The 21,761-nt window shown below is 46.7% G+C and carries 21 protein-coding genes; 4 read left to right on the top strand and 17 right to left on the bottom strand.

What is annotated here, in order from left to right; all coding sequences use genetic code 11:
* Positions 1–83 precede the first annotated feature (83 nt).
* From JHD44_RS04265 to JHD44_RS04235, 7 genes are all read right to left on the bottom strand, one after another.
* Positions 84–1,463 (bottom strand): L-serine ammonia-lyase, encoded by a 1,380-nt coding sequence (locus JHD44_RS04265; RefSeq protein ID WP_199461401.1) that lies wholly within the window; start codon positions 1,461–1,463, stop codon positions 84–86.
* A gap of 196 nt (positions 1,464–1,659) precedes the next feature.
* Complete coding sequence (gene purU, locus JHD44_RS04260) at positions 1,660–2,526, bottom strand: formyltetrahydrofolate deformylase (RefSeq protein ID WP_199461399.1); 867 nt, start codon at positions 2,524–2,526, stop codon at positions 1,660–1,662.
* A gap of 63 nt (positions 2,527–2,589) precedes the next feature.
* Entirely contained in the window at positions 2,590–3,243 is a 654-nt protein-coding gene (locus JHD44_RS04255) for a sarcosine oxidase subunit gamma (RefSeq protein ID WP_199461397.1), read from the bottom strand.
* Positions 3,236–6,253 (bottom strand): sarcosine oxidase subunit alpha, encoded by a 3,018-nt coding sequence (locus tag JHD44_RS04250; protein WP_199461395.1) that lies wholly within the window; start codon positions 6,251–6,253, stop codon positions 3,236–3,238. The genes JHD44_RS04255 and JHD44_RS04250 overlap by 8 nt, the downstream gene beginning before the upstream one ends.
* A gap of 12 nt (positions 6,254–6,265) precedes the next feature.
* Positions 6,266–6,547 (bottom strand): sarcosine oxidase subunit delta, encoded by a 282-nt coding sequence (locus JHD44_RS04245; protein WP_199461393.1) that lies wholly within the window; start codon positions 6,545–6,547, stop codon positions 6,266–6,268.
* Positions 6,548–6,562: 15 nt separating this feature from the next.
* A complete protein-coding gene (locus tag JHD44_RS04240; protein ID WP_199461391.1) occupies positions 6,563–7,816 on the bottom strand; it encodes a sarcosine oxidase subunit beta family protein in 1,254 nt (417 codons plus the stop codon).
* A 57-nt stretch (positions 7,817–7,873) separates the two neighbouring features.
* Complete coding sequence (locus JHD44_RS04235; RefSeq protein WP_199461389.1) at positions 7,874–8,104, bottom strand: hypothetical protein; 231 nt, start codon at positions 8,102–8,104, stop codon at positions 7,874–7,876.
* A gap of 239 nt (positions 8,105–8,343) precedes the next feature.
* On the opposite strand from JHD44_RS04235, the gene JHD44_RS04230 reads away from it, so the two are divergent.
* Positions 8,344–9,393: a GlxA family transcriptional regulator gene (locus JHD44_RS04230; RefSeq protein WP_199461387.1), complete on the top strand. Its 1,050-nt coding sequence runs from the start codon at positions 8,344–8,346 to the stop codon at positions 9,391–9,393.
* Between the two features lie 67 nt (positions 9,394–9,460).
* Here the strand turns inward: JHD44_RS04230 and JHD44_RS04225 are convergent, their stop codons facing one another.
* The 8 genes from JHD44_RS04225 to JHD44_RS04190 all read right to left on the bottom strand — a co-directional run bounded on the left by JHD44_RS04225 (position 9,461) and on the right by JHD44_RS04190 (position 15,601).
* Positions 9,461–9,868 carry an OsmC family protein gene (locus JHD44_RS04225; RefSeq protein WP_199461385.1) on the bottom strand — a complete coding sequence of 136 codons (408 nt, stop codon included), beginning with the start codon at positions 9,866–9,868 and terminating at the stop codon, positions 9,461–9,463.
* A gap of 19 nt (positions 9,869–9,887) precedes the next feature.
* Positions 9,888–10,700: an indole-3-glycerol phosphate synthase TrpC gene (gene trpC, locus JHD44_RS04220; RefSeq protein ID WP_199461383.1), complete on the bottom strand. Its 813-nt coding sequence runs from the start codon at positions 10,698–10,700 to the stop codon at positions 9,888–9,890.
* Positions 10,701–10,714: 14 nt separating this feature from the next.
* Positions 10,715–11,764, bottom strand: coding sequence for an anthranilate phosphoribosyltransferase (trpD, locus tag JHD44_RS04215; protein WP_199461381.1), 1,050 nt, complete (start codon positions 11,762–11,764; stop codon positions 10,715–10,717).
* 10 nt (positions 11,765–11,774) lie between these two features.
* The gene (locus JHD44_RS04210; protein ID WP_199461379.1) at positions 11,775–12,353 is read right to left on the bottom strand and encodes an anthranilate synthase component II; all 579 of its coding nucleotides are present in this window, start codon (positions 12,351–12,353) and stop codon (positions 11,775–11,777) included.
* 428 nt (positions 12,354–12,781) lie between these two features.
* The gene (locus tag JHD44_RS04205) at positions 12,782–13,009 is read right to left on the bottom strand and encodes a TM2 domain-containing protein (protein ID WP_199461377.1); all 228 of its coding nucleotides are present in this window, start codon (positions 13,007–13,009) and stop codon (positions 12,782–12,784) included.
* A gap of 13 nt (positions 13,010–13,022) precedes the next feature.
* Positions 13,023–13,316, bottom strand: coding sequence for a TM2 domain-containing protein (locus JHD44_RS04200; protein ID WP_199461375.1), 294 nt, complete (start codon positions 13,314–13,316; stop codon positions 13,023–13,025).
* A 221-nt stretch (positions 13,317–13,537) separates the two neighbouring features.
* Positions 13,538–14,503 (bottom strand): PDR/VanB family oxidoreductase, encoded by a 966-nt coding sequence (locus tag JHD44_RS04195; RefSeq protein WP_199461373.1) that lies wholly within the window; start codon positions 14,501–14,503, stop codon positions 13,538–13,540.
* Between the two features lie 9 nt (positions 14,504–14,512).
* Positions 14,513–15,601, bottom strand: coding sequence for an aromatic ring-hydroxylating oxygenase subunit alpha (locus JHD44_RS04190; RefSeq protein ID WP_199461371.1), 1,089 nt, complete (start codon positions 15,599–15,601; stop codon positions 14,513–14,515).
* A 177-nt stretch (positions 15,602–15,778) separates the two neighbouring features.
* On the opposite strand from JHD44_RS04190, the gene JHD44_RS04185 reads away from it, so the two are divergent.
* From JHD44_RS04185 to JHD44_RS04175, 3 genes are all read left to right on the top strand, one after another.
* Positions 15,779–16,498, top strand: a complete 720-nt coding sequence (locus tag JHD44_RS04185; protein ID WP_199461369.1) for a GntR family transcriptional regulator — start codon at positions 15,779–15,781, stop codon at positions 16,496–16,498.
* Positions 16,499–16,600: 102 nt separating this feature from the next.
* Positions 16,601–17,932 (top strand): magnesium transporter, encoded by a 1,332-nt coding sequence (locus tag JHD44_RS04180; RefSeq protein ID WP_199461367.1) that lies wholly within the window; start codon positions 16,601–16,603, stop codon positions 17,930–17,932.
* A gap of 15 nt (positions 17,933–17,947) precedes the next feature.
* Entirely contained in the window at positions 17,948–19,162 is a 1,215-nt protein-coding gene (locus JHD44_RS04175) for a mechanosensitive ion channel family protein (protein ID WP_199461365.1), read from the top strand.
* 79 nt (positions 19,163–19,241) lie between these two features.
* Here JHD44_RS04175 and JHD44_RS04170 read toward each other — a convergent pair whose 3' ends face one another.
* Positions 19,242–21,263 (bottom strand): TonB-dependent copper receptor, encoded by a 2,022-nt coding sequence (locus tag JHD44_RS04170; protein ID WP_199461363.1) that lies wholly within the window; start codon positions 21,261–21,263, stop codon positions 19,242–19,244.
* Positions 21,264–21,303: 40 nt separating this feature from the next.
* Entirely contained in the window at positions 21,304–21,690 is a 387-nt protein-coding gene (locus JHD44_RS04165) for a DUF2946 domain-containing protein (RefSeq protein WP_199461361.1), read from the bottom strand.
* Positions 21,691–21,761: the final 71 nt, after the last annotated feature.

The following is a 21,761-nucleotide window of genomic DNA, read 5'->3' as shown; positions in this document are numbered from 1 at the left end:
CGCAGACCAATTTATACTGGCACCCAATCAGAAAAGCCTTGTAGCACACCGTGCTACAAGGCTTTTTAATCCCTGTCAGAGGATTAGCACTCGATGGCGTTCACCGCCAAACCTCCTCGTGAGGTTTCTTTGTATTTATCTTGCATATCCTTGCCCGTATCACGCATGGTACGAATCACTTTATCTAGGGAAATAAAGTGTTCGCCATCGCCACGCAACGCCATCTGCGTCGCATTGATTGCTTTCATCGCAGCAATCGCATTACGCTCGATACACGGTACTTGAACTAAGCCGCCGACTGGGTCACAGGTTAATCCAAGGTTATGCTCAAGGCCGATTTCAGCAGCATTCTCAACTTGTTGCGGTGTACCGCCCATGACTTCGCAAAGCCCTGCCGCTGCCATAGAGCAAGCAGAGCCTACTTCCCCTTGGCAACCTACTTCTGCCCCTGAGATGGAGGCATTTTTCTTACAAAGTACACCAATGGCTGCCGCAGCCAGTAAGAAGTCAACCACATTCTCTTCCGTTGGATTTGGTACAAACTCCATGTAGTACATGAGTACCGCAGGGATGATACCCGCCGCTCCGTTAGTTGGCGCTGTGACCATTCGACCACCACCGGCATTCTCTTCGTTCACGGCTAGAGCGTACAAGTTGACCCAATCCATAGCACTTAAGGTAGAGCTGATAATATTAGGACGAGTGGCACGGATCAGGGATTTATGCAAGCTCATGGCACGGCGGCGGACATTCAAGCCGCCAGGCAATATGCCTTCTTTATGCAGGCCGTTCGCAATGCAGTCTTTCATCGCCCCCCAAATATCCATCAGGCCGTCACGCACTTCTTGCTCAGAACGAAAAACCTTTTCGTTCTCCATCATCAGTTCACTGATTCGAAGCTTGTTGTCCCGACACATTTGCAACAATTCAACGGCTGTATTGAAGTCATAAGGCACATCGACCTGTGGCACCAAGGTCGCATCGGCGGTAGCTTCTGACTCATCAATGACAAAACCACCACCAATTGAGTAATAGGTATTTTGATAGAGGTTAGTCCCAGCACTGTCAAACGCCGTTAGACGCATGGCATTGGGATGATATGGTAATGATTCTTCTAAAAGGAGCATGTCACGCTCCCAAATGAACTCAATATTGTGTTCAGATGCCAACACTAAACGCTGGCTACTCATTAATGCTTCTATGCGCGCTGTCACACAGTCAGGGTTAATGCTGTGTGGTCGCTCGCCCATCAATCCCATGATGACGGCATGGTCTGTGCCATGCCCTTTTCCAGTCGCGCTTAATGAGCCATATAGCTCTACCAATACGCGAGCGGTGCCTTCCGTGAGTTTTCGCTCTAACAACGTTTGGGCAAAATCGGCAGCAGCGGCCATAGGGCCCACGGTATGCGAGCTAGAAGGACCAATGCCAATTTTAAAAAGATCAAATACGCTGATAGACATAACGCCTCCAGAAAGTTTCCAATTGGAAACAAGATTAACAATAAGAAACAAATACAGATTTTTTGATGTAATTACAAGTATTTGTACGCCTTATTCAGTTTCGCAAGTCGCAAAACTGGTATGAGCGAGCACGGGAAGGGTTTGCAGAGTGGAAATTAGAAGTTGGATAGCGCCAAAGCGCTATCCAAGTTTGTATCTATCGCCCAAAAACAACCGTTCGCTTGCCATTCAAGAAGACACGTTTTTCAACGTGGCATTTGATCGCATTAAACAATGTTATACGTTCGATATCTTGCCCTTTTGCGACCAAATCTTCTGGATAATGCGCATGATCCACTGTTTGGATCCCTTGGGCGATGATTGGACCTTCATCAAGGTCATCGTTTACATAGTGAGCCGTAGCACCCACCATCTTCACGCCTTTCTCCCATGCTTGGTGATAAGGGCGAGCGCCTTTGAAACCAGGCAACAATGAGTGGTGAATATTGATCGCGCGACCGTCTAGGTACTGACACATCTCCGATGAAAGTACCTGCATATAACGAGCTAACACCACTAGCTCAGCATCATATTCTTCGATTAGCTCACGCACCTTAGCCTCTTGTTCAGGCTTGGTATCGGCCGTAATGGGTAAATGGTAGTAAGGAATGTTGTGCCACTGCGCCAACGACTCTAGATCTGGGTGATTGGAAATGATCACGGGGACTTCGATGTTTAGTTGCCCTGTACGGTAACGGTACAATAAGTCATTCAGACAGTGGTCGTATTTAGACACCATAATCGCTACGCGTGGACGATGATTCGGTGCCGTCAACTCCCATTCCATTTCGAACTGCTTAGCACGTGCAGAAAACTCCGCGGTAAACTCTTCTGGAGCAAAATCCGCTGATTGCGGGAAAAACTCTACTCGAATGAAAAAGCGATTCGCTTCGCGATCATCGAACGAGTGAATCTCTTCCACATAGTTCCCAGCTTCCGCCATGAAACGAGTGACCACATCAACGGTACCAATCACACTTGGGCAGTTTGCAGTAAAGATCCATGGTTTTGTTGTTGCTTTCATAGGATGTTCTCTTTAGAAGCAGCCGACCCGCATGTCGAATCGGCTGGCATGGAAGGGAAGGAATTACGCTTCAACCACTAAACCGTATTCACGGCTAGCATCTTGAATCCATAACCATAGGTAGTCAGAGAAGCTACGACGAATCACTAACTCAAACGTCTCCTCACCTGAACGGCGAATCACAGCAGAACTTTTCGCAAAAACAGACGTGACAACCTTACCTACTGGAAATTCACTTGGGTGAAGATCGATCGGCGAAGATTTTTTGATGACATCTTTTGCATGCTTACCAGACAAAGTCACCAGTGTCTGACCACCACTCACGTTAACCACCTGGTAGTGGCCAGACATGTTCTGCTGGAACGCGGTTTCGATGTCAAAAGCCTGCAGACCTGGCACTGTGATCAACCATTCGTCTGGAGAAATCCAACGTACTACCACATCACCTTGGCTAACGGACGTCAGCGGTTGGGTTGGCAAAGCCACACCCAACACTTTCTCAACCACAGACATTTGCTCTGCGTTGTCAGCATTCATACGCAGTGTAATGTGTCCAAGCAGCGCTTCTTCTTTGAAGCTAACACCACCAGTGTTTGGGCCTTTCTTAGCGACGGTTGCTAAATCAGCGTGAAACAACGGTGATTGACCCACAATGGATGCATCAGGTAGCTGGTTCATGACTGATACCGTTGCTGTTTCATTTTTTACATCAGACATTTTGACGCTCCCCTTTTGGATCTAGGAAAATTGGGCTACAAATTTCGGCTTCGACCACACGGCCATCAACTAATGGGTAGTACACTTTTTCGCCCATTTTTTCTAAACCGCCTTTTACAAAGCCCATCGCAATCGAGCGGCCTAAGTTAGCAGACCAGTAGCTAGACGTTACGTGACCCACCATCGGCATTGGAATTGGAGCGGTCGGATCGAATACACCCTGTGCACCTTCTGGCAAGACGATGTTCGGATCCACTGTTTTCAGACCAACCAATTGCTTACGATCAGCACGGACACAGTCTTCACGCTTCATGCCACGCTTACCGATGAAGCTGAATGGTTTGTTCATGGAAACCGCCCACCCCATACCTAAATCGTAAGGGTGAACAGAGCCGTCAGTATCTTGACCTGCGATGATGAAACCTTTCTCCGCACGAAGGATGTGCATGGTTTCAGTACCGTAAGGTGTTAAATCGTATTTCGCGCCATGTTCAAACAGTTTTTCCCAAACATGTAGACCGTAGTTCGCTTGGACGTTGATCTCGAAAGACAACTCACCTGTGAACGAGATTCGGAACACGCGAGCAGGAACGCCTGCTACTGTCATCGGTTTCCAATCCATAAAGCCAAAGCTTTCTTTAGAAACATCCGCATCCGTTAGCTCTTCTAGAAGCTTACGGCTGTTCGGACCAGAAATCGTCATTGTCGCCCAATGATCCGTAACAGAAGTGAAGTACACCTCTAGCTCCGGCCACTCTGTTTGATGGTAAAGCTCTAACCAAGTTAGAACGCCTGCTGCACCGCCGGTAGTCGTCGTCATCAAGAAGTGGTTTTCACCAAGACAAGATGTCACACCATCGTCGAATACCATGCCGTCTTCTTTCAGCATTAAGCCGTAACGACATTTACCGACTGGCAATTTCGCCCATGCATTTGAGTAAACACGACCTAGGAATTCACGTGCGTCTTTACCTTGGATGTCGATTTTACCCAGTGTAGAAGCGTCCAAAATACCAACCGATTCGCGTGTCGCTAGACACTCACGGTTCAAGGCTTCTTGCATTGACTCACCCGCTTTCGGGAAGTACCAAGGACGTTTCCATTGACCCACATCCTCGAACTTAGCGCCATGCTCTAAGTGCCACTTATGCATCGCGCTGTAACGCTCAGGATCGAACAACTCTTTGCAGTCACGACCAACGATCGCACCGAATGTGATCGGCGTGTAGTTAGGGCGGAAGATAGTTGTTCCGGTATCTGGAATAGTTTGCTTCAATGCACTGGCTGCGATTGCCATACCGTTGATGTTACCCAACTTACCTTGGTCAGTACCAAAGCCCATCGCCGTGTAACGTTTCACGTGCTCGATCGACTCAAAGCCTTCGCGACACGCAAGCTCGATGCCCGCTGCAGTCACATCGTTTTGGTAATCAACAAACTGCTTAGGCGCTTGTGATGTCGGTTTAGTGTGTGGAATATGGTAAAGCGCCATGGCTTTTGATTCAGACACTTGTGCAGACTCAGGCAATGCCACTTCAGCTTTTGCTAGGCCAAGCTTTTCTAACGCGTCTTGACCAGCTTGCAGACCTTCAGACAAGGCGTCAGCTGTTGTGTAATGTCCGTTGATGGCACCAGCAGTCAATTGCTGCTGCACGGTTTTGCCTGGCACAAAACCTATCGCAGAGTCATCCCAAACTGGGCGAGAACCCGTGTGACAAGATAGGTGCACAACTGGGCTCCAACCACCTGAAGAAGCAACAGTGTCTGCGCTTAGCTTCTTAGCAGAGCTAGTCACTTTTGAACCGTCTTCACTGATGGAGGCAACCGATACACCTGATACACGTTTGCTGCCTTGAACATCAATCACAGCAGAGCCTGCCATCACAGTAATACCACGTTCACGCGCTGCATCCACTAGAGGACCAGTTGGGTTCTTACGAGTATCCACAATGGCTTGCACCTTGCGACCCGCATCATGCCAGTCCAATGCCGTATGGTAAGCATTGTCATTGGTTGTCATCAGCACCAACTCATTACCTGGCACAACGCCGTAACGGTTAATGTAAGTAGATACCGCATTTGCAACCATGACACCTGGTACGTCGTTGTTTGCAAACACCAATGGACGTTCATGAGCACCGGTTGCTAGAACCACCCATTTCGCACGCACACGGTGGTAACGAGCGCGTACTTGACCATTCGGCGCACGGTCCGCTAGGTGTTCCGTCATACGCTGGTGGATTGTTAGGAAGTTGTGGTCGTGGTAACCGTTCACAGTAGAACGTGGAAGAACCAAAACGTTTTCGTTTGCTTCTAGCTCTTTCGTGACACTCGCCACCCATGCTGAGCCCGCTTTACCGTCAACCGTTTCTTTGCTGCTTAGTAGACTGCCTCCGAACTCGTTTTGCTCATCAGCGATGATAACGCGAGCGCCACCACGTGCCGCCGCCAAGGCAGCCATTAGACCGGCAGGACCTGCACCGACAACCATCACATCACAGTGCTGGTTCATCTTATCGTAGATGTCTGGATCGTATTCTTTAGGAGAACGACCGAGACCCGCCGCCTGACGAATCACTTTTTCATAGGTTTCCCACATAGATTGTGGGTACATGAAGGTTTTGTAGTAGAAACCTGGAGGCATCATCTTGCCACCGATCTTACCGACAAGACCCATCAAATCCATTTCAACGTTCGGCCAACCGTTGGTTGAACCAGATACTAGACCTGAGAACAATTCTTGTTGAGTCGCACGTACGTTCGGTACTTGAGTGGCTTCCGTCGCGCCCAGTTGCATAATTGCGTTAGGCTCTTCTGCGCCGGCTGCAACGATACCGCGTGGACGGCTGTATTTGAAACTACGACCGATAATATCTACACCGTTTGCTAGCAATGCAGACGCTAGTGTGTCACCAGCGAAACCTTCGAACTGCTTACCGTTATAGGTAAAAGTAAGTGGCTTAGAACGGTCAATTCGGCCACCGCTTTGTAGACGATTTTTTTGAGACATGATCCGCTCCCTTTACTCAACCACTTTTGGCTGCTCGCCGATTTTGTAGACTTCTTTAATTTCATACGTTGCTGTGTGACGAGTAACGTTGAAAAACTTACGGCAGCCAGCCGCATGAACCCACAGTTCATGATGCAGGCCTTTCGGGTTCTTACGGAAGAACATGTAGTTACCCCATTCTTCATCAGTACAAGAATCAGGGTCTAGTGGACGGGCGATGTGCGCCTGACCATGATTGTGAAACTCTTCTTCTTCACGGTGCTCACCACAATGCGGGCAATAAATAAGAAACATGTAATAACTCTCCCGTTAGTGTGCTACGCCAGCAGCGCCGTGCTCATCGATAAGCGCGCCGTTGTGGAATCGGAACATAGAGAATGGCTTCGCCAATTCGTGCATTTCGCCTTTCGCAAGAGACGCTGCAAAGACGTTGCCTGACCCTGGTGTGGCTTTAAAACCACCGGTACCCCAACCACAGTTGAAGAAAAGATTTTTCACTGGGGTTTCCGAAATAATCGGACAAGCATCAGGACACGTATCCACGATACCGCCCCATTGACGGTTCATGCGCACACGGCTAAAGATCGGGAACATTTCAACAATCGCTTGGATTGTGTGTTCGATCGTCGAGTAAGATCCGCGTTGACCGTAACCTGTGTAACCATCAATACCCGCACCGATTACCAAGTCCCCTTTGTCAGACTGAGATGCGTAACCATGTACGTGGTTAGACATGACAACTGTGTCTAGGATTGGTTTGATTGGCTCAGATACCAACGCTTGTAGTGGGTGAGATTCCAGCGGTAATTCGAAACCCGCTTTAGCGGCCATCACACCTGAGTGACCTGCTGTGACACAACCTACGCGATCGGCTTTGATATCACCGTAACGGTCTGTTTTAACCCCTACAACTGTGCCATCTTCAATAATGAAATCGACCACTTCTGTTTGCTGGATTAAATCTACTCCGCGCATATCAGCACCACGAGCAAAGCCCCAAGCTACAGCATCGTGACGAGCGACACCCGCGCGAGGTTGCCAAGAGGCGCCCATCACTGGGTAACGAGCATTTGAAGAGCAATCAAGGATCGGCACGATCTCATTGACTTGCTTCGCATCCAATACTTCACCGTCGATACCATTTAGACGGTTCGCATTAACTCGACGTTCGATGTCGCGCATGTCTTGCAGAGTGTGACCTAAGTTCAAACAGCCACGTTGTGAAAACATGACGTTGTAGTTCAAATCTTGAGATAGGCCTTCCCACAACTTCATCGCATGCTCGTATAGGTGAGCGGCTTCATCCCAAAGGTAGTTAGAACGAACGATCGTCGTATTACGTGCTGTATTACCGCCACCTAAGTAGCCTTTCTCGATCACCGCAACATTCGTGATGTTGTGCTCTTTTGCAAGATAATAAGCTGTGGCAAGACCGTGACCACCGCCGCCGACGATGATGACATCGTACTTTTTCTTCGGTGTCGGGTTGCGCCAAACCCGTTGCCAATTTTCATGATGGCTTAGACTGTGCTTTAACAAGCCAAATCCGGAATACTGCTGCATTGTGTCAGCTCCTTATCATGGCAGACCTACTTGGGACTGCATTACAAAGTGGTAATACTAGCGATAGACTGGGTAGTCGGCGCAAAGCGCGTTTACTTGCTCTGTCACTGCGTTGATCGTATGAAACTTATGTTCAGTTGATTCTGGAAAGCGGAAGGCAGTCATCACTTCAACGTAACTCACGTGCATTGACACAATGCTTGAGTGACTTACAACAGAAAGAACCAGCGGAAGACCAGTAGTGAATAAGGAGACATTGAAGCACTCCTGCCAAACCAGAAAAATCAACCTACATCACCTATACTATGAAACCCCCTGAACTGTAACTTTTTTGATTGCGTCAAATAGATGGTCATTTACGACACCTAAAATAAACGTCGTAAAACGACATAAATGTGGTGAATTTGAGCGTCCTTGAGCCAGCTATTTTTTATCGCTATATGCATTTGAGCCTTACCTTAGCTTCTGCTTTCACATACACTTGCACAATTGCTGCAATACTATTCTCATAGGAACCCTCGCTAACCATGACGCAATCTGTTCAAAAAAAGCACTTTAGCCCTTCTCATGCTGACCACAATCATGCTCACGTGATTACGCCTGATCAGGATAAAGCACCGATCATGATTGGCTTTGTACTGCTTGAGCATTTCTCTATGGTGGCGTTCACAGGTGCTGTCGATGCCTTGGTGACGGCGAATTTAGTACAAACGGAGAAGCTGTTTGACTACGCGACCTTAAGCCTAACAGGTTCGTCTGTTACTAGTGATTTGGGGATTGAGATTGCGACAGGAAGCAGTATTGAAGAAAGACTTAACACACCAAGCCCATTATTTGATGTGCTAATCGTTTGTGGCGGTTACCGCTGCCAATTGGCAGAGCAACCTGCGTTAACAGAGTACCTTAAAAGCCATCAAAAAAATGACGCGTACTTGGGCGGATTGTGGAATGGTTCCATTGCCCTAGCTCACGCAGGTTTAACGCAAGGACGACGAATCGCCGTTCACCCTGATAATCATCCATACGTGAAAGAACATTTCCAAGACACCACCATTGCCAAAGAAACGTCCATCATTGATGGGTCGATTTTAAGCTGTTCAGGACCAGTAAGCGCTCTAGGAATGATGCTTTCTTTGGTCGAAGACATGCAGGGAAATCGTATTGCACGAGCGGTGAAAGAGATCTTGACCTGTGATCAGCTTGCAGAGAGTCCTATTACACCGATCCCACAACCGACCGATGAGGCTCAATACCCAGACGCACTCAAGAAAGTGCTAGAACTGATGCGCAGTAATATCGAAGAGCCTTTAACCCTTGAAGAGCTGTTACATTACGCTAGCGTTTCACGTCGTCAGCTTGAGCGCTTGTTTCAGAACCATTTAGAAACCAGCCCATCGCGTTATTACCTTGAGCTGCGCATCACTTACGCACGTCGTTTGCTACAGCAGACCAACAAGCCAATTATTGAAGTCGCCATTGCCAGCGGCTTTGTTAGCTCCAGCCATTTTAGTAACTGTTTCAAAGACTACTTTGGCGTAGCACCCAGTAACTTTCGTAAGAAAACCAGCCAGGCATAACGATTATCTACCAATAAAAATGGCCTCGAATATGAGGCCATTTAATATATCAAAAGTAAGTGATGACTTACTCTACTTCAATCACTTCATAACTGTGGACAATATTCACGCCACCACGCTCAAGCATCAAAGACGCGGAACAGTACTCTTCCGCAGACAGTTTTACCGCACGCGCCACATGACTTTCTTTGATCTTACGACCAGTGACAACAAAGTGCACACGAATCTCAGTAAATACAGACGGTACAGTCTCAGCACGATCTGCATCTATCTGCGCCACACAAGACACAACATCTTGGCGCGCTTTTTTCAGGATATTCACCACATCATAAGAAGTACATCCGCCTAACCCAGCTAGGATAAGTTCCATCGGGCGTGGGCCTGCCGTTTGATTGCCATCGATCTCTACTTTAAAGCCAGAACCCGTTTCAGCAGTAAAATGTACGTCTTCTTGCCAAGCTACACTTGTTTTCATAGCGTTCTTCTCTCAAATCTTATTTAAACAATTCCGCCAGTTTCTCGCCCGGATTGCTCGCTTTCATAAAGGCTTCACCCACTAAGAAAGCATGGATATCATTTTCACGCATAGCTGCCACATCATCGCGAGTATGAATACCACTCTCAGTGACAATTAAGCGATCTTTTGGCACATCATTCATCAGTTCGAACGTATGCTGCAAACTCAGTTCAAACGTATGCAAGTCACGATTATTGATCCCCAACAACTCCGTTTCCGTATACTCTAGCGCCAACTCAAGCTCAGCACGATTATGCACTTCTACCAATACATCCATCGACAAGTCTCGGGCCATCTTGTCTAGCTCACGTAGCTCTTTGCCAGATAGACAAGCAGCAATCAACAAAATACAGTCAGCGCCAATCGAGCGAGCTTCCATCACTTGGTAAGGGTCAACAATAAAATCCTTACGAATTACTGGTAGCGAGCAGGCATTACGTGCTTCTACCAAGTAATCTTCGTGACCTTGAAAATAATCCTGATCGGTCAACACAGACAAACACGCTGCGCCACCTTTTTCATAGGACACAGCAATGTCTTTTGGAGAGAACGGATCTCGCAAGATTCCCTTGCTTGGGGAAGCTTTTTTAATTTCCGCAATCACCCCTGCCTTACCTACAGCAATTTTACTGCGTATTGCGGCAGCAAAACCACGCGTCGGATTATGAGCATTGGCCGCTGCTGCTGCGATCTCAAGATTAGCAAACGGCGTGCGCGCTTGACGCTCACTGATTTCCTCGTACTTACGCGCCACGATCTTTTTTAAAATTGTTGGAGTCTCGACTTGCATAATGGCTCTCTATTTTAGTTCGCTGTTTCTGATGCTTCAGGCATATAGCAACGAGTAAAGCTCGCTAGCTCTTGTAGTTTGATCTTCGCCAAACCACCGCAGATCACATCTTCAGCGATCGCCACACCTTCAGCTAAGGAATCCGCTACGCCAGATACGTAGATTGCCGCCCCCGCATTTAATGACACAATGTCACGCGGTGCGTTTTCCTTACCCTTACCCTCTAAAGCCGTCTTCAACATTTCTAGACTGCTATCCGCATCGACCGTTTGCACTAATGACAATGATTGACGCTCAATACCAAATTGCTCTGGTGCTATTTCGTACTCCGTAATGTCACCATCTTTAAGCTCTGCCACATAGGTTGGTCCAGCAATGCTAATTTCATCTAAACCATCTGCTGAATGGACAACCATCACGTGTTCGCTACCTAACGCTTTTAAGACTTCCGCGATAGGACGTACCCACTCTTTACCAAAAACGCCCATTACTTGGCGTTTTGCTCCGGCAGGATTTGTCAGTGGTCCTAATAGGTTAAACAAGGTTCGTGTTGCCATTTCTTTGCGAGGCCCAACCGCATACTTCATCGCTGAATGATGATTCGGTGCAAACATAAATCCTAAGCCTAACTCCTGAACACAACGTTTAACTTGTTCGCTGTCTAAGCCCAAGTAAACGCCTGCTTTCTCCAATACATCAGCACTGCCTGATTTAGAGGAAACCGAACGACCACCGTGTTTTGCCACACGACCACCCGCCGCTGCGACTGCAAAAGCAGATGCAGTGGAAACGTTAAACAAATTACCGCCATCACCACCTGTACCACAGGTATCAACCAAAGCTTCATCGCCTAAATCAACTTTGGTCGACAATTCACGCATAACTTGAGCCGCCGCAGTGATCTCTTCTACGGTCTCACCTTTCATGCGCAAGCCAATTAAAAAACCACCGATCTGTGCTGGGGTTGCTTGACCCGTCATGATGTCATTCATCACATCACGCATTTCATCACCAGTGAGGTCTTGCTTGTTAACCACCTTGGCAATCGCTTGTTTAATTTCCACCAGCCAACTCCTAATGTTTGAAAAAGTTGTCTAACAGAGCATGACCATGCTCTGTCAAAATAGACTCGGGGTGAAACTGCACCCCTTCAATGTTCATGCTTGTATGTCGTAAGCCCATGATCTCATCCAGCTCACCTTGATCGTTTTGCGTCCACGCCGTTACCTCTAAACAGTCAGGTAAGGTTTCTTGCTTCACCACCAAGGAATGGTAACGGGTCGCATTATAGGGATTCGGCAAATCACGGAACACACCAATCCCCTTATGGTACACCTTTGAGGTTTTGCCGTGCATTACTGTTTTGGCCCGAATCACATCGCCACCAAATACTTGGGCAATACTCTGATGCCCCAAGCAGATACCCAACACAGGAATGCTGCCAGCAAAGTGCTCAATTGCTTGCAAGGAAATGCCCGCTTCATTTGGCGTACATGGCCCTGGAGAAATGACAATATGACTCGGCGCAAGCGCCTCAATATCTGCAATCGTTAAGGCATCGTTACGACGAACATCCACCTCATAACCCAACTCACGAATATACTGCACCAAGTTGTAGGTGAAAGAATCGTAGTTGTCTATCATCAGAACCATAAATCACTTAAACCACTGATAAGTAAAGCTTTTGAAAAAATCGGCTCAATGGTTTCCGGTGCTAAATGACGCACACCTTATATGGAGGGAATTTGAGCTCGGACAATACTACATCATTGTCAGAATGAGCGCTATTTTGATGGAAAATTGAAGTGACTGGGACACACTCTTACTAGTAGAGTCTTACTTTGATGGAAAGCTATTTTTAATAGCTAAATTAGTGGAAAGAGAAAAATCAATTTAGTAGGTTTAATTTTTTACAGATGAAAGCTGTTGTGCGCACATCTAGGCTCAATAATACAGTAACCCATCGCACAACAACTTCGTATTAAAATGATATCCAATTGGATACCAAAATTTGTAGGTTATTTTAAAAAAATGAGGATAAGTCAACGTAAATTCATTTAACTAACCTCACCAATATTGTTTTACGACTTAATTTGACGTCCGAAAGTATCTTTAAAGTTCCCCGTAGCAATCATCACAAAATCAACAATTGTCCAAATACCTAACCCACCAAGGGTAAACAACATTAAAATACCTGTTACAATTTTTCCCGCATAAAAACGGTGAGCACCAAGGCTTCCCAAAAAGAAGCAAAGTAATAGTGTTGGTACGAAGCCTTTTTTACTTCTCTCTATGGAAAAATCATTCATATTCTAGTCCTTTCTAGTTCAGCTCTTGTCCTGGATAGTAGACATATTTGCCACTTCCATCCTTGATGGAGCCAGTCATAAGCATAATAGTTACAATTAAAGTATGTATTGCATCGACAGCAAAAAACAGCAACGCAAGAAGAAGCTGGTCTGTGAAATAGAAATATAAGGTGAAGCAAAAAAGAGAGAGGTCGATAACACCTTCAACGTAACGCCCAAGGTAAAATTGATGAATACCTATAACACCAAAAACCCCAGACAATGATACGGCGATAGCGTAGCTTTTTGACGAAACAAGCCCTTCCATACTGTTCCCTTTCTATTCCATTAGCGAAAGCTTGACGAAGTAATTTTGGTTGGATTATATAACCCTAAATATAAAAGTCAAAATTTAATACCTTATCAGGCTATATTTTTAAAGTTAAAACCATTCCATTTCTAATAAGAGTTAAACTATATTGAGATAACTACAGGATCTAAAAAAATGCTAGATAGTTACCTAGCATTTTTATTTCTCTCCACAAATAACTAAATATCTAATTCAATCAAAGCACCCTCTTCTTTGGCTCGGGAGCAGCAGGTCAGCATCTGTTTGCCTTCAGCTTTTTCTTGTTTGCTTAGAAAGATATCGCGATGCTCTACCTCTCCACTGATAACATCGGTTAAGCAAGTGCCACAAACGCCTTCGCAGCAAGATACCGGTACAAAAATAGCCTGTTCGTCCAGTACATCGGTGATGGATTGGTTGGCAGCGACATCGAATACTTGTCCAGTACTAGCCACTTTGATTTGGAAAGCATGATTTTCCGTATAATCTGCCTCTAAAGTTGGAGCTGCAAAGAACTCGCGATGCACTTTCTCTTCCGGCCAGCCTAACGCTTCGGCATGTTCCAGCACACTGGCAATAAACTCTGCAGGACCACAGACATAGAGATCCGAGTCGGCCACATGCTGACTCAATACCGATTTAATATCCATGCGGCCCGAGCTTTGAGGTTCACTACTGAAATGGAAATGCATTTTATCGGCAAACGATGCCTGCTTAAGAGTTTCACTGAAAGCAGCCGTACGCGGTGATTTGCCACAGTAGTAAAATTCAAATGACGTGCCCGCACATTGCAGGGTTTGCGCCATTGGCAATAAGGGCGTCACCCCTATACCACCGGCGATCAACAAAGATTTGGCTTCTTTACTGCGTAGCGGAAAGTGATTCTTTGGTTCACTAATCTGCACCACATCGCCAATGTTTAAGCCATGCACTTCTTCTGAGCCACCACGGGATTGTGGGTCCTTTAACACTGCAATTTCGTAATAACGAGGATCAGACTGCAAACGACATAAGGAATACTGACGTAATAAGCCACTTGGTAATTTGATATCAATGTGCGCACCCGCTTCAAAGGGCGGTAGCGCTGTTTCATCGGCTTTACCTAGCACCAGACGCACCACCGCAGCGGCTTCGTCGACTTTATTTAGAACAACGACTTCAATCATGACACCACCTTAGAATGAGATCGTTTGCAAAGGAGCGTCATTGGGTACCATCTTAACCGCAGTCTCAGCCTTGATAATACGTTCAATCACCCGACGAGATTGCACGCCTCCGGCGTCGATATTGAGTTTTAACAAGTCGTAATCCGGGAAGGCTTTTAGATTAGCTTGCTGACGCTCCAACACTTCCAAGTCTTCTTGGAATATGCCGCCCTGACCTTCACGAATTTTATCGGTCAACTCCGCATCATCTGCTTTAAAGTTACGCGCCATCCCCCAGAAATACCACATGGTGTCTTCGGTTTCAGGAGTGATAAAGTCCACTACGATACTGCTGGCTTTTTTGTCTTTTGGCGCGTCATAGCCACCATTACCCTCTAGCGCGACACCCACATCAATCATCACATGAGAAGGCGGTGTAAAACGGCAGCGCTGCCAGCGGTCAACTGGTGCGTCTTTGGGTAAACCATTAGCTTCTAACGCCGCTTGCCAAAATGGCGGTGCAGTAATATTTTCCATGGTTCGGCTGGTGATGACTTCATCGCCATTAACCTTGGTATCTACTGGCGATTCATCGATTTCTTTTTGCCCGATGCTGGACGCATGGACATAGGTTTCATGGGTCAAATCCATTAGGTTATCGATCATCAAACGATAATCGGCATTGATATGGTATAAACCACCGCCGTAAGCCCAGTCATCACTGATCGCCCACTCTTGCACAGGGATCAAACTTGGATCCGCTAAATCTTGGTCACCCGGCCATACCCAGATAAAGCCATAACGTTCTTCCACTGCGAATGACTTCATACATGGAAAACCTTGCACTCGTTGTAGTGGCATTTCTTTGGTTTTGCCATCGGCACCCATTTTCAAACCGTGGTAACCACAAATTAGTAAGCCATCTTCTACATAGCCTAATGACATGGCAGCACCACGGTGCGGACAAAAGTCCCGTACTGCGGCAATTTCATTGGCCGATGGACGATAGAAAGCAATGCTTTCGCCGCATATCTTGCGACCTAATGGCTTCTCGGTACCAATCTCTTCCGACATGGCGGCCACATACCAAGTATTCTTTGGAAACGGTTGCTGGCTCATGAATTTCTCCTAATTGTGTTATTTTTGTTCTTTAATGGATCCAATATAGCCTAGCAAGGTCCATTTTTCTCATTAAAAAAACACATAGTGGATCCAATAAATAGACTTTAAGCTAAAATGCGGCCATTAAACTCAGAATTTAGCAATCATTGGATCCAATAAACAGAGTCGGCATTTATGAAGAAAAACCAAACCAATGTCTTGAGCGAGCTGCGACAGATGATTTTAGACGGCGCATTAAGTGCTGGGAGTCGTATTGCAGAAGTTCCTACAGCTGAAATGCTAGGGGTTTCACGTACTCCGGTACGCATCGCATTTCGAGCATTAGAGCAAGAAGGCCTATTGACCAAACTGGCTGGACGCGGTTACGAAGTACGTTCTATTTCTGTTGAGGAAATAATGGGGGCAGTAGAGGTGCGAGGTGTACTGGAGGGACTGGCAGCACGCCAAGCGGCTGAGCGTGGTCTATCCCAAAGTCATCAACAAGCGTTAGCACTGTTACTCGAAGAAGGTGATCAAATTCTAAACGTCGAATCACTAAAGGAAGCCGACCTCGAACATTATCAAAATATGAACAAGCGTTTTCACGATATTGTCATTGAAGCGGCTCATAATCCCGCTATCCAAGCTGCACTGAGCCGTAATGAACACTTACCGTTTGCGTCTTCCAGCGCTCTGGCTTTTGACAAAAAAAATATGCAGCGTGAAGCTAAGCGATTCCAGTTTGCACATCAACAGCATCACCATGTTTACCATGCCATTGTGAATGGACTCGGAACGCGAGCGGAAGGCATTATGAGAGAACATGCCAATGCCACACTGGGTTATGTACACCAACCGAAAGATTCTGACAGCTTAACTGTGATCACTGAGCGTAAACTTCATGATAAGCCATAATTTTCTCTGGTTAAGCTCTGTTTGTCACTCTTAGTTCATTGATTATAAAGACGAATTCACTCACACTGAAGCAACTATCTTAGACGTATAAGGGGCTCAATTGTGTCCAACCCAATTGCAGAATTGATTGAGTTATTAACTCAAGAAAACATTTCTAACCAAGACATCAATCAAGCCATCAGTTCAATGCCCCCTGATGATGTGGCCTTGGCCTTAGAATCGATTCCAGTTTCTCAACGTCGCTTTGTTTGGGACAGCATCAAACAAACCAACCGCCTAGATATTTTGGTCGAGATGCGTGGCGAATCCCGCCTGCTACTTCTTAAAGAGCTAAACGACCTCGAAATTGCCGAGTTATTTTCTGATGTGGATGCAGAAGATCTTTTAGAGATTGCAGACTCTCTACCAGATCCGATGATCGACATTGCGCTGAAGAAGATGGATGCCAAGCAGCGCGAATACTACCAACAGGGCGTGACTTACGAGGAAGACGAAGCGGGTCGTTGGGTTGATCACGAGCTGATAGTCGCGGCTCAAACAATACGCGTTTCGGAAGCCATGCGTTTGTTCCGTCGCGTTTCTGCACCCTACTCCGACACTCTTTATTTGGTGAACCGAACCGGGCGCTGGGTCGGCTGCGTCCATCTTCGCTCTATTCTCAACGCTCAGCCCCATGAGCCAGTTTCTGGCTTTATGGAAGAAGAATACCCATTTATCGACGCACAAACAGACGTTGTCAAAGCAGCAGACCTGTTGGAAAAAAGTGAAGTTTCAGCACTTCCAGTACTCGATAGCAACCAGTTGCTAGTCGGTCGCTTTCATGCGGGGCACGCTCTTGAAGCGCGCCGCTTAGAACAAGAAGCGGTACAAATGTCCAACACCGGTTTGGATGAAGACTCGGATCTATTCTCACCAGTACGTCGCAGTGCCGCATCCCGTGGTTTTTGGCTGGGCATTAACCTACTAACAGCGTTTATGGCTTCGGCATTCATTGGCCTCTTTGAAGCAACCCTAGAACAAGTGGTGGCACTGGCGGTATTAATGCCAATCGTTGCTTCCATGGGAGGGATCGCCGGAAGCCAAACTCTCACACTGATAGTCCGTGGTTTGGCCCTAGGCCAGATTACCCGAGCAAACTTTAGCTCACTGTTAAAGAAGGAGCTTCAAGTGGGTGGTTTAAACGGTATTGTCTGGTCCCTGTGTATCGGTGCCGCGGTATTGTTCTGGTTCCAAAGTCCGATGCTCGGTTTCACAATTGCGATGGCTATCGTTATTAATATCTTAATGGCTGCACTTTCTGGCGTCATAATCCCTGTCGTTTTAGATAAGCTTAAAATCGATCCCGCTTTGTCAGGTTCCGTAATATTGACTACGGTGACAGACATCGCCGGATACATTGCATTCTTAGGCTTAGGCACACTGCTACTACTGTAAACAAGGATTCAATACATGACTTGGGAAACCATTCAGCCTTACCTCGGTCTGGGCGACAATCAAATGCACTGGATCGTAAAAATCTTCATCGTCGTGTTTGCGACTCTGGTGATTAACTTTATCGTTAACCGAATCTTGATGCGTGTGGATGACAAGCTTCAACGCACTCGCAATCCATGGGATAACATGATTGTCGAAGCGGCCATGCCGCCACTGCGATTGTTTATTTGGTTAGTCGGTTTGAGTATTGCCGCCGAAATATCAGACACCCAACTGGATGAGAACTTCGCGGCAATTGTGCTAAAAGTTAGAGAAATCGGTGTGATCGCGATCATCGCTTGGTTCCTATTACGATGTGTAAAGGGTGTCGAAAATGCCATGACATCCGGTCGTGCTACCAAGCAACCGGTAGACTATACAACGGCCAGTGCGATCAGCAAATTACTTCGCGCAGCGGTCATCATCACCTCTGTGTTGGTTATTCTCCAAAACATGGGCTATAGCATCTCTGGCGTACTAGCCTTTGGTGGTATCGGTGGTATTGCCGTAGGTTTTGCTGCGAAAGATTTATTAGCCAATTTTTTTGGCGGGTTAATGGTTTATTTGGACCGTCCTTTCAAAGTTGGTGATTGGATTCGTTCACCAGACCAAACAATTGAAGGGACTGTTGAACATATCGGCTGGCGGCTAACGCGTATCCGTACCTTTGATATGCGTCCGCTTTATATTCCCAACGCTATTTTCTCAACTATTTCAGTAGAAAACCCATCACGCATGTCACACCGAAGAATCAATGAAACTGTTGGTGTACGTTATAACGACTTCAGTAAACTGCCTAATATTATCAACGATGTGAAAGAAATGGTTGGTAATCACGATGAAATCGATAATGACCAGATCTACATGGTGAACTTTAACCAGTTCGGCCCATCTTCCCTAGACTTCTTCATCTACGCCTACACCCGCACCACGAACTGGGCGAAATATCATGAAGTCAAACAAGACGTCTTGTTTAAAGCGATGCAAATCATTGAACAACACGGAGCCGAAGTCGCCTTCCCGACTCGTACTTTGCACTTATTTAATGAGCAACAAGCGTCGCAAGATGAGTTTATCTCTAGTAAACCTGACGCTGAGGCTAAGTCCAAAACTTCAGAGAAACACTCACGCCAAAATGGCAACGAGGACCAAGCGGATACATCTCAAGTAGGTAACACCGAAACGAACTAGTGATTCCATCTCACTATCAAGAAAAACGGGGTATCAAACGATACCCCGTTTTTTTATTCACAACACAAAATGAAATACTTTAAAACGAGGCATTGATACTGGCCCACACAGTGCGTCCTGGTTCATTAAACGCGGTATCAGCCGCGTAACCAAACACTGAGCTACCCGCTTTATTCAAGTGCTCGCTATAGGTACGATCGAATAGATTGTCGATCCCTGCACGCAATGTCACCACCTGACTCAAACGGTATTCACCATTGATATCAAAGGTGGCAAAGCTTGACGACTCCGCGAAGTCATAGCCTACAACGTTACCCTGATCAAGCGCCACACGGTCTTGTTTCGCAACCATACGCAGCACTGAGTTCAGTGTCCAAGCCTGTTGTTCATAAGTTAACCCCAGCTTCGCTTCCAAAGGTGCAATTTGTGGCAACGCTGTATTGGAATCACGGTTTTCACCCCACGCGTAAGCGATCGAGCCATTTGTACTCCAATTGTCGGATAATTGATAACGAGACCCTGCTTCCGCCCCTGCAATAAGTGCATCGACATTGCCCACCTGTGTATCATTTGAGTAATCAAACAAGATGTAATCGTTGACCATTCCAGCATAGCCTGACAGCCACCAGCTTAGATCATCTTTTTGGTAATTAATCCCTAAATCAATCTGCGTCGTTTTCTCAGGTTGAACTCCGGCAAAGGCATTCACATCCCCCGATAAACTTGCGTTACCGGGTTTGATTTCCCAGTAATCAGGAAAACGTTCAACATACCCTAAGCCAATATAGGTAGTCGCAGGCATGCTACTCAGGTCGCTTTCCAATCGAACAAAACCACTCACCAGATTATCAGAACGTTCTTGCCCTGCCGTCGCCGTCGTCGTCAATTCATCGGTGGCACTGACACGATCAAAACGCAGCCCTGAAACCACTTGCTGCGTATCATTCATAAACCAAGTCAGTTCAGAGAACACTCCCGCTTGCTCACTGCTATAGTCCGTCATCACGCTCGCCGTATTTAAGCCACGACGGTGCTCTTCTTCTTTAGCATCCACCCCTAGGATTATTGAGTAGTCACTCCAATCCCAAGTAGAGGCCACTCGACCACTGCGAGTACGACGGTCTAATTCCATTGCCATAGGCATCATTGATGATTCACGTAGGGTAAAGTTATCCATCACATGGTCGGCGTAGCCGTAGTTAAATTGTGCTTCCAGCTTGCGCCAGTTTTCACCGAGATTTTGTTTTTCAAAACGCAATGCTGCAGTTTCACGTAGGAACTTAGTACCGTCCATAGAACGCCCCGCGTATTTCGATTCACCATCTCCACGAGCAACTTCCAATTCCAAAAGTGTGTCTTCATCTGGCGTCCAGCCAATCGCTGCGGAGCTATTCCATTTATCCCACTCAGATGGCACCACATCACCATTACCATCTTCGTAATCATCTGCTTGCGATGAATTTGCCTCTAAGCGCAGATAACCCTTTTCATTCCCCACGGCGCCTTCAAGGTAACGATCAAAACGTCCATTGGAACCCACCAAAGCACTGGCATCCAAGCGATAATTCTTTTCAGAGAAGTCCTCCTTAGCTCGCTCAAAACGCACTGTTGCCGCAGACGCGCCTGGCCCCCATAGAACCGTTTGTGGGCCTTTGACGATTTCTACTTCATCGTAAGAATATGGGTTAATGTAAGCACTCGGGTTGTCCATGCGATTAGGACAAGCACCCGCCATCTGCGCGCCACTGGTCAAAATTGCCAAACGAGAGCCAAACATTCCACGGAAGATAGGATCGCCATTGGTCCCCCCATTGCCAATTGCAGAAAAGCCCGGAATTTGCGCCAATACCGTCGCGCCATCGGTGGCCGATTGCAGCACAGGAGTTTCATCTAAATTTACACGAGTGACCACTGGCGCTTCGATTTCTGGAGCGCTGACAACTATCGCATTCGATAATGCCTCTTCCTGAGCCATGGTCTGATTCGCAAAGATCACCGCCATGGTCAGAGGCGCTATCGCCCACACTGGACGACGAGAGATAAATTGGGGGCGAGCAGTATTCTCTGGACGTAATTGTCCAGCATCAAAAAATTGAGTCATGATGACATCTCTAAATCAGTTAATAAAAATTCAAAAAACGTTAACTGATCAGAACTGGCGGGGCACGGTTGGGAGCATGGGCAAACAAAGCCTTATTACGAAAGGCGCTGCGTACCGCTACAACGGGACCTGAATCCACGAGGCCATTGGCGGCGGTGAACTCAGGTGTGTAAACACTTAAGAAAGGAAAGTGCTGAACGAGAGAACAGTATTCACACTGCTCATACCAAGCATGATGATCAGCCCCATGATGCTCATGAGACATATCACTAATCGCCACTTCGTCACCACAGACCCAATCGGCCATGGCTGCTTGATGGGATGCAGCACTAATCTGTCCTACCAAAGGGCCAAACGTTAGCAATAACATGGCCAAAAGGCCTATGCGTGCCAGCTCGTTCGCTCGGGTTAGAAAGGTTTGCAACATCTACAGCATCGTCGTTCAAAGTTTAAACGGGCTGGATTCTATCCAAAAAAAATGGGCAGGTCATGCCTATT

Origin of the sequence: Marinomonas ostreistagni, from assembly GCF_016461785.1 — a bacterium.
Classification (GTDB): Bacteria; Pseudomonadota; Gammaproteobacteria; order Pseudomonadales; family Marinomonadaceae; genus Marinomonas; species Marinomonas ostreistagni_A.
This window is presented reverse-complemented; position numbering and strand designations above follow the sequence as displayed.

Bases quoted from the DNA above. Each gene is read 5' to 3' on its own strand.
- JHD44_RS04265 (WP_199461401.1), bottom strand. From the start codon at position 1,463: ATGTCTATCAGCGTATTTGATCTTTTTAAAATTGGCATTGGTCCTTCT.
- purU (WP_199461399.1), bottom strand. From the start codon at position 2,526: ATGAAAGCAACAACAAAACCATGGATCTTTACTGCAAACTGCCCAAGT.
- JHD44_RS04255 (WP_199461397.1), bottom strand. From the start codon at position 3,243: ATGTCTGATGTAAAAAATGAAACAGCAACGGTATCAGTCATGAACCAG.
- JHD44_RS04250 (WP_199461395.1), bottom strand. From the start codon at position 6,253: ATGTCTCAAAAAAATCGTCTACAAAGCGGTGGCCGAATTGACCGTTCT.
- JHD44_RS04245 (WP_199461393.1), bottom strand. From the start codon at position 6,547: ATGTTTCTTATTTATTGCCCGCATTGTGGTGAGCACCGTGAAGAAGAA.
- JHD44_RS04240 (WP_199461391.1), bottom strand. From the start codon at position 7,816: ATGCAGCAGTATTCCGGATTTGGCTTGTTAAAGCACAGTCTAAGCCAT.
- JHD44_RS04230 (WP_199461387.1), top strand. From the start codon at position 8,344: ATGACGCAATCTGTTCAAAAAAAGCACTTTAGCCCTTCTCATGCTGAC.
- JHD44_RS04225 (WP_199461385.1), bottom strand. From the start codon at position 9,868: ATGAAAACAAGTGTAGCTTGGCAAGAAGACGTACATTTTACTGCTGAA.
- trpC (WP_199461383.1), bottom strand. From the start codon at position 10,700: ATGCAAGTCGAGACTCCAACAATTTTAAAAAAGATCGTGGCGCGTAAG.
- JHD44_RS04210 (WP_199461379.1), bottom strand. From the start codon at position 12,353: ATGGTTCTGATGATAGACAACTACGATTCTTTCACCTACAACTTGGTG.
- JHD44_RS04205 (WP_199461377.1), bottom strand. From the start codon at position 13,009: ATGAATGATTTTTCCATAGAGAGAAGTAAAAAAGGCTTCGTACCAACA.
- JHD44_RS04200 (WP_199461375.1), bottom strand. From the start codon at position 13,316: ATGGAAGGGCTTGTTTCGTCAAAAAGCTACGCTATCGCCGTATCATTG.
- JHD44_RS04195 (WP_199461373.1), bottom strand. From the start codon at position 14,503: ATGATTGAAGTCGTTGTTCTAAATAAAGTCGACGAAGCCGCTGCGGTG.
- JHD44_RS04190 (WP_199461371.1), bottom strand. From the start codon at position 15,601: ATGAGCCAGCAACCGTTTCCAAAGAATACTTGGTATGTGGCCGCCATG.
- JHD44_RS04185 (WP_199461369.1), top strand. From the start codon at position 15,779: ATGAAGAAAAACCAAACCAATGTCTTGAGCGAGCTGCGACAGATGATT.
- JHD44_RS04175 (WP_199461365.1), top strand. From the start codon at position 17,948: ATGACTTGGGAAACCATTCAGCCTTACCTCGGTCTGGGCGACAATCAA.
- JHD44_RS04170 (WP_199461363.1), bottom strand. From the start codon at position 21,263: ATGACTCAATTTTTTGATGCTGGACAATTACGTCCAGAGAATACTGCT.
- JHD44_RS04165 (WP_199461361.1), bottom strand. From the start codon at position 21,690: ATGTTGCAAACCTTTCTAACCCGAGCGAACGAGCTGGCACGCATAGGC.